The sequence below is a fragment of the Streptomyces sp. NPDC005408 genome (assembly GCF_040606445.1).
Taxonomy (GTDB): domain Bacteria; phylum Actinomycetota; class Actinomycetes; order Streptomycetales; family Streptomycetaceae; genus Streptomyces.
Window position 1 is genome coordinate 25,721 of the sequence record NZ_JBEXEX010000006.1, and the last position, 12,686, is coordinate 38,406.

At 70.2% G+C, this 12,686-nt stretch carries 12 protein-coding genes; 3 read left to right on the forward strand and 9 right to left on the reverse strand.

Annotated elements, in window-relative coordinates; genetic code table 11:
• Positions 1 to 52: 52 nt before the first annotated feature.
• From ABZS64_RS08100 to mshD, 4 genes are all read right to left on the reverse strand, one after another.
• Entirely contained in the window at positions 53 to 1,066 is a 1,014-nt protein-coding gene (locus ABZS64_RS08100) for a hypothetical protein (RefSeq protein ID WP_355824793.1), read from the reverse strand.
• Positions 1,063 to 1,947 (reverse strand): ABC transporter ATP-binding protein, encoded by an 885-nt coding sequence (locus tag ABZS64_RS08105; RefSeq protein ID WP_355824795.1) that lies wholly within the window; start codon positions 1,945 to 1,947, stop codon positions 1,063 to 1,065. Before ABZS64_RS08105 ends, ABZS64_RS08100 begins: the two co-directional genes overlap by 4 nt.
• Positions 1,944 to 2,336: a GntR family transcriptional regulator gene (locus tag ABZS64_RS08110; protein ID WP_175257566.1), complete on the reverse strand. Its 393-nt coding sequence runs from the start codon at positions 2,334 to 2,336 to the stop codon at positions 1,944 to 1,946. The genes ABZS64_RS08105 and ABZS64_RS08110 overlap by 4 nt, the downstream gene beginning before the upstream one ends.
• Before the next feature lie 97 nt (positions 2,337 to 2,433).
• Positions 2,434 to 3,357: a mycothiol synthase gene (mshD, locus tag ABZS64_RS08115; RefSeq protein ID WP_355824799.1), complete on the reverse strand. Its 924-nt coding sequence runs from the start codon at positions 3,355 to 3,357 to the stop codon at positions 2,434 to 2,436.
• A gap of 196 nt (positions 3,358 to 3,553) precedes the next feature.
• Between mshD and ABZS64_RS08120 the strand changes: the two genes are divergently transcribed.
• Both ABZS64_RS08120 and ABZS64_RS08125 read left to right on the forward strand, forming a co-directional pair.
• Positions 3,554 to 5,359, forward strand: a complete 1,806-nt coding sequence (locus ABZS64_RS08120; protein WP_355824802.1) for a bifunctional metallophosphatase/5'-nucleotidase — start codon at positions 3,554 to 3,556, stop codon at positions 5,357 to 5,359.
• Between the two features lie 156 nt (positions 5,360 to 5,515).
• Positions 5,516 to 6,385, forward strand: a complete 870-nt coding sequence (locus ABZS64_RS08125; RefSeq protein WP_355824804.1) for a phosphatidylinositol-specific phospholipase C — start codon at positions 5,516 to 5,518, stop codon at positions 6,383 to 6,385.
• Between the two features lie 12 nt (positions 6,386 to 6,397).
• On the opposite strand, the gene ABZS64_RS08130 is transcribed toward ABZS64_RS08125, so the two are convergent.
• From ABZS64_RS08130 to ABZS64_RS08150, 5 genes are all read right to left on the reverse strand, one after another.
• The gene (locus ABZS64_RS08130) at positions 6,398 to 7,828 is read right to left on the reverse strand and encodes a HAMP domain-containing sensor histidine kinase (RefSeq protein WP_355824806.1); all 1,431 of its coding nucleotides are present in this window, start codon (positions 7,826 to 7,828) and stop codon (positions 6,398 to 6,400) included.
• The gene (locus ABZS64_RS08135; RefSeq protein ID WP_355824809.1) at positions 7,825 to 8,547 is read right to left on the reverse strand and encodes a response regulator transcription factor; all 723 of its coding nucleotides are present in this window, start codon (positions 8,545 to 8,547) and stop codon (positions 7,825 to 7,827) included. Before ABZS64_RS08135 ends, ABZS64_RS08130 begins: the two co-directional genes overlap by 4 nt.
• Positions 8,548 to 8,567: 20 nt before the next feature.
• Positions 8,568 to 9,548 (reverse strand): trypsin-like peptidase domain-containing protein, encoded by a 981-nt coding sequence (locus ABZS64_RS08140; RefSeq protein ID WP_355824811.1) that lies wholly within the window; start codon positions 9,546 to 9,548, stop codon positions 8,568 to 8,570.
• A gap of 221 nt (positions 9,549 to 9,769) precedes the next feature.
• Positions 9,770 to 10,792, reverse strand: coding sequence for a LacI family DNA-binding transcriptional regulator (locus ABZS64_RS08145; protein ID WP_355824813.1), 1,023 nt, complete (start codon positions 10,790 to 10,792; stop codon positions 9,770 to 9,772).
• Between the two features lie 24 nt (positions 10,793 to 10,816).
• Positions 10,817 to 11,632, reverse strand: a complete 816-nt coding sequence (locus ABZS64_RS08150) for a response regulator transcription factor (RefSeq protein WP_355824815.1) — start codon at positions 11,630 to 11,632, stop codon at positions 10,817 to 10,819.
• 219 nt (positions 11,633 to 11,851) lie between these two features.
• Here ABZS64_RS08150 and ABZS64_RS08155 point away from each other — a divergent pair, with 219 nt between their 5' ends.
• Positions 11,852 to 12,658, forward strand: a complete 807-nt coding sequence (locus ABZS64_RS08155) for an alpha/beta fold hydrolase (RefSeq protein ID WP_355824818.1) — start codon at positions 11,852 to 11,854, stop codon at positions 12,656 to 12,658.
• Positions 12,659 to 12,686 lie beyond the last annotated feature (28 nt).

A 12,686-nucleotide genomic window follows, 5' to 3' on the forward strand; every position in this document is an offset into this window, starting at 1 on the left:
ACCCCCAGGAGCCCTCCGCAGATGGATACGAACCCGGGCCCGGTCCGTGGGGTCAGCCGTGGCGTCGGCGCAGCACCTGGAAGGCAGCGAACGTCACGCCCGCGGTGAGGGCGAGGACGATACCGGTCTCGACGATCTGGAGCGGCCAGAAGTGCGAGCCGGGGTGGAAGACGGCGTAGCTGCCGCTCATGCCCTCCTTCGACTGGCACTGTGCCAGAGCCTGGCCGTACTGGTCCCAGCACCGGGTCTCCGCGATGCGCTGCCCAGAGGTGCTCAGCACGCCGTTCTCCAGCTGCCAGACGCCGTTGGTCAGCTCGGAGGCGGAGCCGGTGGTGGTCCGGTCTGTGACCGGCCACAGTTCTTCGCGGTACCGGTCGCCGAGGACGGCCAGGAAGACGGTGGCGAGGAAGGCGAGGCCGGCCGCGGGCAGGGCCCGGCGGAGCAACAGGCCTGCGAGCGCGCCGATGGCAAGGCCGCAGAGCGTGTACGCGATGCCTGCGGGCCCGAGCGCACGGAACACGTCGTCGTAGTACCACTCGTCGACCAGCGCTTCCGTGCCGGAGCTGCGCGCCCAGCGGTACAGGAGTGAGAGCAGCGAGATGCTCGTGGTGATCAGCACTGCGGGGAGCAGGAGTTTCGCGGCCAGCCAGCGGGTCGGCGTGACTGACTGGGTCCAGGCCAGGGCGGCCGTGCCACGCTCCAGCTCGCGGCCTATCAGTAGAGCGCCCGCGTATACGGCCACGGCGAACGGCAGCCAGGCGATCAGCGTGGCCGCCGTGCTCATGCTGCCGCCGTATTCGGCGGCGGCGGAGGTGGTGGTGGAATCGAGGCACGGACGCAGGCCGCTGTCGGGGGATCCGCAGGAGAGGGACCGTACGGCCTCCGGGCCTGCGGCGTGCAGCCACACGAGGGCGGCGGCGCCGGTGGCGAGGAAGGTGAGGGCGACCAGCAGCGCGCCGCGGTGCAGCCGCAGCACCGCCCAGGGCAGGCCGTGGAGACCACGGGAGGCAGGGGCCGCCGGGGCCGGGGAGGCCGCCGGGACCGCGGGGGTGGCGGGGGCGCTCATGCCGCTGCCACCTCCGCGGTCGGGGTGAGCAGTGCCGGGGCGCCGGGGCTGCGGAGATGGGCCATGAGCAGTTCCTCCAGGGAGGGCCGGTCCGTCTGCCAGACGTCGCTGACCGCGCCGGACCCCCGTACCAGCGCGGTCAGCTGACGTCCCGTCGTCCGTGATTCGACGACGATGTGCGGGTCCAGGTCGGCGACCGGCCCCGTGATCAGGGTGTGTGCGATGAGCAGGTCCTCGGTCTCGCCGGCGAGGCGGACACGGCCGCCATCGAGGAGGAGGACGTAGTCGCAGGTGGTCTCCAGCTCGGTGAGGATGTGCGAGGAGATCACGACGGTGGTGCCGTGCTCGGCGGCCTCGGCCATCAGCGTGCCCATCAGGCGGTGGCGGGCGAGCGGGTCGAGGTCGGCCATTGGTTCGTCCAGCAGCATCAGCTCGGCACGCTTGCCGAGGGCGAGCGCGAGGGCAACGCGGGTGCGCTGGCCGCCGGAGAGCGAGCGGACGCGGGCGCCCGGGTCCAGCTCGCCGTCGGCGACGACGCGTTCGGCGACAGAGGCGTCCCAGCGGCCCGGGTTGAGCTCGCGGCCCAGGCGCAGGGTGTCCCCGACGGTGAGCTGCGGGTGGAGGGGCTTGGTCTGGGCGACGTAGGCGAATTTCTCGCGTACGGAGGCGGGGTCGGCGCCGAGGATACGCAGGGCGCCTTCGCTCGGGCGCTGCAGCCCGGCGGCGAGCGCGAGGAGGGTGGACTTGCCGGCGCCGTTGGGGCCGACGAGTGCGCAGACCCGTCCGGTGGGCACCCGGAACGAGCAGTCGCGCAGGGCCGGGCTGCGTCGCCTTCCGTAACGCCGGCCAAGGCCCCTTGCCTCGATGGCTGCGGCTGTCATGCGTGGTCCCCCTTGTCCTGCTCTTCCATGACGGATGTGAAGAGCGCAGTGATGTCGTCCTTCTCCAGACCGGCGTCGCGGGCCCGGGTCACCCAGTCGGTGAGGTTGGCGCGCAGGGCCGCGTGGTCGGCCTGGGTGCCGCCGCCGAGCGTGCGGGTGACGAAGGTGCCGAGGCCGCGCCGTGCTTCGACGAGGCCGTCGCGTTCCAGTTCGCGATAGGCCTTGAGCACGGTGTTCGGGTTGATCGCGGTTGCTTCGACGACCTCGCGGGCCGTGGGCAGCCGGTCGCCCGGTTCCAGCAGGCCGAGGCGCAGGGCCTGTTTGGTCTGCTGGACGATCTGGAGGTAGGTGGCGACGCCGCTGCGCCGGTCGATACGGAACTCGACCATGCTGGATGCACCACCCTTTCACTAATTGAGTAGTGGAAGAGTGATGCAAGAGAGGGGCCGGTGTCAACCCCCACCGGCCCCTTGCCAGTTCGTGTGCTCAGGACTCCGTGCGGTACATGAGATCCACTTCGTGCGTCGTGAAGCCGAGGCGCTCGTACACACTCAGTGCCGCCGTGTTGTCCGCGTCGACGTAGAGCATCGCGGTCGGCAAGCCCTGCGCGGCGAGATACCGCAGCCCGATGGCGGTGAGGGCCTTGCCGAGTCCGCCGCCCTGGGCGTCGGGACGGATGCCGACCACGTACACCTCGCCGAGGTGCTCGGCGGCGTGCACCTTCGTCCAGTGGAAGCCGATCAGCTCCCCGCCGCGCTCGGCCAGGAAGAAGCCCTTGGGGTCGAACCAGGGCTCGGCCTTGCGGTCGTCGAGATCCCGCTGGGTGAGCGAGCCCTGCTCGGGGTGGTGGGCGAAGGCCGCGGCGTTCACGGCGAGCCAGGCGGTGTCGTCCTGGCCGGGCACGAAGGTGCGTACGGTCACGCCGGCCGGGAAGACCGGCTCGGGAATGTCCAGCGGGCTCAACGGGCGCCGCAGCTGGCGCAGTTCGCGGAACAGGGTCAGCCCGAGCACCTGCGCGAGATGCCGCGCGGCGGACTTCCCGCCGTGCGCCCACACCCGCAGCCGCTTGCCGGAGGCACCCAGCAACGCGCTGCCCAGCGCCCGCCCGTGGCCGCGTCCCCGGTGCCCGGGATGGACGACCAGCTCGGCGGCCGGGGCTTCGACGGGGTCGGTGTCCTCCAGCTGCGCGTATCCGACCAGCCGGCCCTCGACGGTGAGCAGCAGATGCCGCACGCCCTCCCGCTTCCCGCCGCGCAGCTGCAGCCGGCCCTGCTCGGAGACGGCCTGCATCCCATCGGCGCGGGCGGCCTCGGCGAGCATGCCGAGCACGGCTTCGGCCTGCTCGGGGCTCAGCTCGTCCACGGTCTGGATCTGCCGCCCGGGCTCCGGAAACACTGCGTCAGTGGTCATGGGACGAGCGTACGGCGGGAGGTGGCGGCCGCGGGATCTGCGGGGTTCGGCATTTCGACCCGCGGTGCGAAGATCATCCCGTTGTGGCGCGAAAGCAATCTGGTCGTAACCCGTACCCCCCTGTCGCGCTACGCGCGTTGACTCTAGGCTGCCGCTCGCATTCCCTTACGCCACGCTGAAACTGACAAGGGGACAGATGTCAGCGACACCGCACAAGACCCGCCGCCGCATACTCGCCGCACTCGCCGGGCTGACCACCGTCGGCGCGCTGGTCGCCGCGATGCCCGCAGGCGCCCAGGAGAGCGGACACGGCCACGGACACGGCCATGGTTTCGGCCGCACCGTCGACGTACAGATGCTGTCCTTCAACGACTTGCACGGAAACCTGGAGCCGCCCGCCGGCTCGGCCGGGCGGGTCACCCACACCAATGCGGACGGCACCACCAAGACCATCGACGCGGGCGGTGCCGAGTACCTCGCCACGCATCTGCGCGAGGCCCGCAAGGACCACAAGTACTCGGTCACCGCCGCCGCGGGCGACATGATCGGCGCCTCGCCGCTGCTCTCGGGGCTCTTCCACGACGAGCCGACCATCGAGGCGCTCAACAAGCTGAAGCTCGACGTCACCTCGGTCGGCAACCACGAGTTCGACGAGGGCGCCGTGGAGCTCGCCCGGATGCAGAATGGCGGCTGTCACAAGACCGACGGCTGCTACGAGAAGGGCACGACGTTCCAGGGCGCGGACTTCCCGTATCTCGCCGCCAACGTGACCAAGGAGAAGACCGGCAAGCCGCTGCTCGACCCCTACTTCATCTGGAAGAAGAACGGGGTCAAGATCGGCTTTATCGGCGTGACCCTGGAGGGCACGCCGGACATCGTCACCGCAGCGGGCGTGAAGGGCCTGAAGTTCGGCGACGAGGTCGAGACGATCAACAAGTACACCAAGGTGCTGGAGCGCAAGGGCGTCAAGTCGATCGTCGCCCTGATCCACGAGGGCGGCCTGCCCGCCTCCAGCTCGTACAACTACAACTGCGACAGCCCCGGCCCCGGCGACGGCGTCTCGGGCCCGATCGTCGAGATCGCCAAGAAGATCAGCCCGCAGGTCGACGCCCTGGTGACCGGTCACACGCACCAGGCGTACGCGTGCACCATCCCGGACCCGTCCGGCAGGCCGCGTACGGTCACTTCGGCGGCCTCGTTCGGCAAGCTGTACACGGACACGACGCTCACCTACGACCGTCGGACGAACGACATCGTCCGTACGGCCGTGGCCTCGGCGAACCATGTCGTCACCCGTGACGTGCCCAAGGCCGAGGACATGACCCAGCTGATCCAGCGGTGGAACACGCTGGCCGCGCCGATCGCGAGCCGCCCCGTCGGCTATATCTCCGCCGACATCGAGAACCCCTTCGACGCGGCCGAGAAGCCCCTGGGCGATCTGATCGCGGACGCCCAGCAGGAGGGCCTCGCCCCCGCGGACAAGGGCGGCGCGCAGCTCGCCATCATGAACCCGGGCGGCATCCGCGCGGGACTGGTCCACAAGGCGTCCGGCAGTGAGGGCGACGGTGTGGTGACCTACGGCGAGGCGTTCACCGTGCAGCCGTTCACCAACATGATGAACGTCGTCGACCTGACCGGCGCCCAGCTGATCACCACGCTCAAGCAGCAGGTCAGCGGAGCGAATCAGGCCTCCCCGAAGATCCTCCAGGTGTCGAAGGGCTTCACGTACACCCTGGATCTGACCAAGACCGGCGCGGACCGGATCGTGGACTCCTCGGTGAAGCTGAACGGCGAGGCGATCGACCCGGCGAAGACCTACCGGGTCGCGATGAACGAGTTCCTGGCGGGCGGCGGTGACGGCTTCCCGGTGCTCAAGGAGCACAAGAACAAGCTCGTCGGCGCCTCCGACCTGGAGATCCTCAACGCCTATCTGGCCGCGCACTCCAGCGCGAGCGCGCCGCTGGCGCCGCCGGTGACGGGCCGGATCGCCGTCGTGAAGTAGCAGTACTCGGCGGGACGGTGGGGCGGCGGGCCACGGGGCTGCCGCCCCACCGGCATTTCCGGACGAGGCCTGATCACGAGGCCTGATTCAGCCGTTTGTTACTGGCCAGTCCTGAGTCTGGTGCTTCTTGACGTGACCCCGCCATAATCCCGGACCATGGACCGACGGAGCTTTCTCGCGGGCGCGGCAGCCGTCTCCGCCACCGCACTCATCGGCGCACCCCCCGCATTCGCCGCACCCCGCCGCACCCTGTCCACGCAGGACTGGATGGCGGGCTCCGCGGACAGCACCGCCCTCGCGCGGCTGACGATCCCCGGCACCCACGACTCGGGCGCGCGCTTCGGCGGGCTCTGGTCTCAGTGCCAGAACACCACCATCGCCGACCAGTTGAACAGCGGCATCCGCTTCCTGGACGTGCGCTGCCGGGTCACCGGGGACTCGTTCGCCATCCACCACGGGGCGTCCTACCAGAACCTGATGTTCGGCGACGTGCTCATCGCCTGCCGGGACTTCCTGAACGCCCACCCCTCCGAAACCGTCCTCATGCGCGTCAAGCAGGAGTACTCGGAGGACAGCGACGCGACCTTCCGCCGCGTCTTCGACACCTACCTCGACGCCAAGGGCTGGCGACCGCTGTTCCGCATCGGCGACGGGCTGCCGTCGCTGGGCGAGGCCCGCGGCAAGGTCGTTCTCATCGCCGACAACGGCGGGCTGCCCGGCGTCAAATTGTGGGACAGCGCGGTGTTCGACATCCAGGACGACTGGAACGCAGCGCCGAACGCCAAGTACCCCAAGATCGAGGCGCACTTCCGCAAGGCGGCCCAGCAGCCCGGAAAGCTGTTCATCAACTTCGTCAGCACCTCCGCCTACCTGCCGCCGCGCTGGAACTCCGACAACCTCAACCCGAGGGTCCACACCTTCATCAACGGCTCCGAGGCGAGCGGCTGGAAGGGACTCGGCATCGTGCCGCTGGACTTCCCCAACACCCGCTCGGGACTTGTCGATTCACTGCTCAGGCACAACTAGGGGGCGTCAGGGCTAGCCGGGCGGTGGCGTTGCCGCGCCCGGCAGCCGGATCACCGCGCGCGTGCCGCCGCCCGCCGCCGGGCCCAGCGAGATCTCGCCGCCCGACTGCTGCACCGTGCGGGCCACGATCGAAAGCCCGAGCCCCGAGCCCGGCAGCGCGCGCGCCGACGGGGAGCGCCAGAACCGCTCGAAGACATGCGGGAGTTCGTCCGCCGGGATTCCGGGACCGTGGTCCCGCACGGTGAGCTCGCCCTGACGCAGGCCCACCTCGACCGTCCCGCCCGTCGGCGAGAACTTCACCGCGTTGTCCATGACATTGACCAGCGCCCGCTCCAGCGCGGCAGGCTCCGCCCGTACGTACCAGGGCTCCAGCTCCGCCTCGAAGCGGAGCTCAGGTCCGCGCAGCCGGGCACGCTCCAGCGCGGCCTCCGCGATCTCGTGCAGGCCGACCACCTTCAGCGGCCCCCGGTCCACGGCATCGGGACGCGACAGCTCCTGCAAGTCACCGATGAGCGCCGCTAGTTCGGTCATCTGTGCCTTGACCGAGGCCATCAGCGCGGCCCGGTCGGCCGGCGGGATCGCCCGGCCCGTCTCGTCGCTGCGCGCCAGCAGCTCGATATTCGTACGCAGCGAGGTCAGCGGCGTACGCAGCTCGTGCCCGGCGTCTGCGATCAGTTGCGCCTGCCGGTCGCGGGAGCTCGCGAGCGCGGCGGTCATCGAGTTGAAGGAGCGGGAGAGCCGGGCGATCTCGTCCTCGCCCTCGACGGGGATGCGCACGGTCAGATCCTCGGTACGGGCGACATGCTCGACGGCTCCGGTGAGCCGGTCGACGGGCTTGAGGCCGGTCCGGGCGACCCAGAGACCGGCGACGCCCGCGCCCACGACGCCGATGCCCGACACGATGAGCAGCAGGAGGGCCAGGTCGTTGAGGGTGCCTTCGGTCTCCTTGAGCGGGTACCCGATCACCATGGCTGTGTCCGAGACGATCCCGCCGCCCGGACCCTGGGCGATGGCTGCGAAGGCAAGCACGCGGATGTCTTTGCCGTTGGTGTCCGTGCCGTTGCGGAACGTCCAGACGGTGGGGTCCGCGTGCCGCGCCACGTCCTGGTCCCTGCTGTCGATCTCGACCGTTCCGGCGGAGTTGGCGAAGACGCAGGGCTTGTCGTGGCCGTTCCGGACGAGCTGGTAGTAGTAGACGGGCTTCGGGCCGCCGTATGCGGCGGGGGCCTGGGGGCATGTGCGAAGCAGTGTGGCGATGTCGTTGGGCCCTACCCGGATGTCGGGGATCGCGGCCTGCAGCTTGGAGTCGAGCTCGTCGTACAGCTTCCCGCGCACGAGGAACCAGCACGTGGTGGAGACGGCCGCGACCGCGACGGCCACCGCGACCGCGACGAGCAGCGCCAGCCGCGACCTGAGCGGCAGCGCGCGGAACTTACCGATCACTCCGCGCCGCCCGACCGCAGCGCGTACCCCACGCCACGCACCGTGTGGACCAGGCGCGGCTCCCCGGCCGCCTCCGTCTTGCGCCGCAGATACATCACATACACATCCAGCGAATTCGAACTGGGCTCGAAGTCGAAGCCCCAGACAGCCTTGAGAATCTGCTCGCGGGTCAGCACCTGGCGCGGATGCGCCAGGAACATCTCGAGCAGCGTGAATTCCGTACGCGTCAGCTCCACCCGGCGCGTGCCGCGGTGGACCTCCCGGGTCGCCAGGTCCATCCGCAGATCGGCGAAGGCCAGTACGTCGTCGTCGGGCGCCGCGCCCGCCGTCGTCGCGTACGAGCTGCGCCGCAGCAGCGCGCGGATCCGGGCGAACAGCTCGTCCAGCTCGAACGGCTTGACCAGATAGTCGTCGGCGCCCGCGTCGAGACCCGTCACGCGGTCGCCGACGGTGTCGCGCGCGGTCAGCATCAGGATCGGCGTCGTCGACCCGGAGGCGCGCAGCCTCCGAGCCGCGGTCAGGCCGTCCATCCGGGGCATCTGGATGTCGAGGACGATCAGGTCGGGCGCGTACGCCTCCGCCCGGGTGAGGGCGTCGATGCCGTCGACGGCGACCTCGGTCCCGTACCCCTCGAAGGCGAGCGAGCGCTGGAGCGCCTCACGGACGGCGGGCTCGTCGTCGACGATGAGGATGCGGTCGCCTTCGCGGGGGGTCGTCATGGCATCAGCCTCGCACGCGCTCAGCTGTTGCCGCCGGAGCGCAGGTTGTCGAGGTCGGCCTTGACGGTGTCGATCGGTATGGCGAAGCCGAGTCCGACGCTGCCGGCGGTGGAGCTGGTGGCCGAACTGGGCGAGTACATCGCGGAGTTGATGCCGATGATCTGGCCGTTCATGTTGATCAGGGCGCCGCCGGAGTTGCCGGGGTTGAGGGATGCGTCGGTCTGGATCGCCTTGTACGTCGTCTTCGACGAGCCCGTGTCGCCGTTGAACTGCTGGCCGCCGAACTCGAAGGGCCAGCCGCCGCCCTGCTGCTGTTGCTGCTGGCCCTGGTCCTGCTCCTTCGCGACCGTCACATCACGGTTCAGAGCGGAGACGATTCCGCTGGTGACAGTGCCGGTCAGGCCCTCGGGCGAGCCGATCGCGACGACCTCGTCGCCGACCCTGACCTTGCCGGAGCCGCCGAGCGCCGCCGCCTTGAGGCCGCTCGCCCCCTCCAGCTTGATGAGGGCGAGATCCTTGTCGGGGTCGGTGCCGACGACCTTGGCGGTGTACGTCTTGCCATTGCTGAGCCGGACCTTCACGGAGTCGGCTCCGGCGACGACGTGGTTGTTCGTGATGACCTCGCCGTCGGCGGTGATGATCACGCCGGAACCGGTGGACTGCCCGGCGTTGGAGGTCGCGTTGATCTCCACGATGCTCGGCGAGACGGCCTGGGCGACTCCGGCGACGGTGCCCTTGCTGCTCTGGGCCACGGTGGTGCCGGTGACGCCGGAGCCGCTGCCGCTGTTGCCGTTGTCGGTGAGTTGCTGGACGAGCGCGGAGGCGCCGCCGCCGATGACGGCGGCGGCGATGGCGACGGCGGCGATCAGCGCGACGGGCCGCTTGGCCCTGGCCCTCGGCGGAGTGGGCTCATGGGACGGGGGCGGGGGGTAGGCGCCCGTGTCGTACGGCTGGGGCTGCGGCTGCTGAGGCTGCTGCGGGTAGCTGTAGTAGTCCGTCATGGGACTGACTCTCGCGCCTGTAGATGAGAGCTTTCTGAGGCGGTGCTGAGAAGCCCGACAGAAGTGTGTATGCCCGATATAAAAGTTCTGGGGTCCGGGGCAGAGCCCCGGTTCAGGAAGGGGCGGGGAGGGGAAGCCCGCGCAGCACACCCCGCGTCCGGGAACCCGCACCTCACGGCGCCGGGGGCACCCCGGACAGCCCAACCGCCGCGCCCCGCGAGCTATACGCAGCCGCAGGACCGCCGGATCACCAGCCCCGACGGGAACTGCTTCACCCGCTCCCGCCGCGACCCCGCCACCCGGAGCCCGTCGTCCAGTACCAGGTCCACCGCCGCGCGGGCCATGGCCGGGCGGTCCGAGGAGACCGTCGTGAGGGGCGGGTCCGTCAGGGCCGCCTCCTTGACGTCGTCGAAGCCCGCCACCGCGAGCTCGCCCGGGACGTCTATCCGCAGTTCCCGCGCCGCGCGCAGGACACCGATCGCCTGGTCGTCCGTCGAGCAGAAGATCGCCGGCGGCCGGTCGGGCCCGGACAGCAGCTTCAGGGCGACCAGGTATGCGTCGTAGCGGTTGTACGGGGCCTGAAACAGCCGCCCGTCCACAGACCGCCCGGACTCCAGCATCGCCCGCCGCCAGCCCTCGACATGGTCTGCCACCGGGTCGCCGACCGACGGGGTGTTCTCGACGCCGCCGAGGCACGCGACGTACTCGTGCCCGTGCTCCAGCAGATGCCGCGCCGCGAGCTGCGCCCCGCCGATGTCGTCGGTCACGACGGCGACGTCGTCGATCGCCTCGGGCCGCTCGTGCAGCAGCACCACCCGTGCGTCCCAGGCCTCGATCTCGGCCGCCGCCCGCTCGCTGGGGCCCTGGCTGACCAGGATCAGCCCGGAGACGCGCATTCCGAGGAAGGCCCGCAGATAGTGGACCTCGCGCTCGTCGCGGTAATCGCTGTTCCCGACGAGCACCATTTTTCCGCGGTCGGCCGCGGCCTGTTCCACCGCATGCGCCATTTCGGCGAAAAACGGCTGCCGGGCGTCCGGCACGATCATGCCTATGAGGTCGGTCCGCCGCGATGCCATCGCCTGGGCAACCCGGTCCGGCCGGTACCCCAGCTCCTTGATCGCGGCGAGTACCCGCTCGCGCGTGGCCGGGGCGACCGGCCTGGGTCCGTTGTTGATGACGTAGCTGACGACCGCGGTCGAAGTCCCCGCCAGTCGCGCCACATCGTCCCGCGTCACCTTGGCCACGCGCGGCAGTCTACGCGGGGTGACCTACCTCTGGGCAGGGCGTACGGCTGGTTCATGCTGCTCGGCCGTGTCCTCCGTACGGGCGACGGACTCTGCGGCCGTACGGGCGAGGGCGGCCGCAGCTTTCGCCTTGGCCTCCTCGGCCGCGCGTTCCGCCGCGCGCTCGACCTTTTCCGGAGTGACGAAGCGGTAGCCCACGTTCCGTACGGTCCCGATCAGCGACTCGTGCTCCGGGCCGAGCTTCGCGCGCAGCCGCCGTACGTGCACGTCGACCGTGCGCGTACCGCCGAAGTAGTCGTAGCCCCAGACCTCCTGGAGGAGCTGCGCACGGGTGAAGACCCGTCCCGGGTGCTGCGCGAGGTACTTCAGCAGCTCGAACTCCTTGAAGGTCAGGTCCAGGACCCGGCCCTTCAGCTTCGCGCTGTACGTCGCCTCGTCGACCGACAGGTCGCCGTTGCGGATCTCCATGGGGGAGTCGTCCGAGGTGATCTGCTGGCGGCCCATCGCCAGCCGCAGCCGCGCCTCGACCTCGGCGGGCCCTGCTGTGTCGAGAAGCACATCGTCGATGCCCCAGTCCGCGGTCACGGCCGCGAGTCCGCCCTCGGTCACGACGAGGATCAGCGGACAGCCGGGCCCGGTGGACCGCAGCAGCTGGCACAGTGATCGCACCTGCGGCAGATCGCGGCGGCCGTCGATCAGGATCACGTCGGCACCTGGGGTGTCGACGAGAGCCGGTCCCTCGGCCGGGGCCACCCGGACGTTGTGCAGAAGCAGTCCGAGGGCGGGAAGCACCTCCGTCGACGGCTGGAGGGCATTGGTAAGGAGCAGCAGAGAGCTCATCGCGCCCCACCTGCCCGGTTCGTCCTGCGGTTGTGCACGGTTCGCTCGCCCATAACGTCGGTTCCTCCTCGGTCCCTGCGAGGACGTTGCGGCACTGCTTCGTACGGTGGCTCCCGCGCCCTGAGAGCCTTTGTTCACCCGCCTGTAACAACGGCCGGGAAACACAAAAGGACCCGGGGGCTTCGTTGCCCGGATCCTCTGCCCAGCAGAATAGCCCACATGAGTTCCCTGTCAGAGGGTCCATTTCACAGTTCGGACGTTTCCTCGACCACTCGCGGCCCTCGGCACGCAATCCTGCGGACCAGTGACGGCGTCCGTATCGAGGCTGTGTACGAGCCGTGTACCGCCGGTGTCAGTGCCACCGCGATCGTCATCGCGCACGGTTTCACGGGGTCGGTGGACCGGCCGTCCGTACGCCGCGCGGCACGGGTGTTCGCCCAGCGTGCGGCCGTCGTCACGTTCTCCTTCCGGGGGCACGGAGGCTCCGGCGGCCGCTCCACGGTCGGCGACCGCGAGGTACTCGATCTCGCGGCCGCAGTCGAATGGGCACGTGGATTCGGTCACACGCGGGTGGTGACGGCCGGATTCTCGATGGGCGGCTCCGTGGTGCTGCGTCACGCGGCGATGCACGGGGGGCGTAAAGAGGCGCGCACGGACGCGGTGGCCGCCGTCAGTGCTCCCGCTCGTTGGTATTACCGCGGTACGGCCCCTATGCGGCGGCTGCACTGGGTGGTCACCCGCCCCCTCGGCCGGCTCGTCGGCCGCTACGGCCTGGCCACCCGTATCCATTCCGAGGTCTGGGACCCGGTCCCGCTCTCCCCGGTCGAGTCCGTACCGCTCATCGCTCCGACGCCGCTGCTGATCGTCCACGGCGACCGCGACCCGTACTTCCCGCTGGACCATCCCCGGATGCTGGCCGCCGCCGGTGACGCCGAACTGTGGCTGGAACCGGGCATGGGACACGCCGAGAACGCCGCCGACGAGGAGCTGCTTGCCCGTCTCGCGGACTGGCTGATCCGCGCGTAGCCCATCATGGAAGCCGACGAAAGGAGTG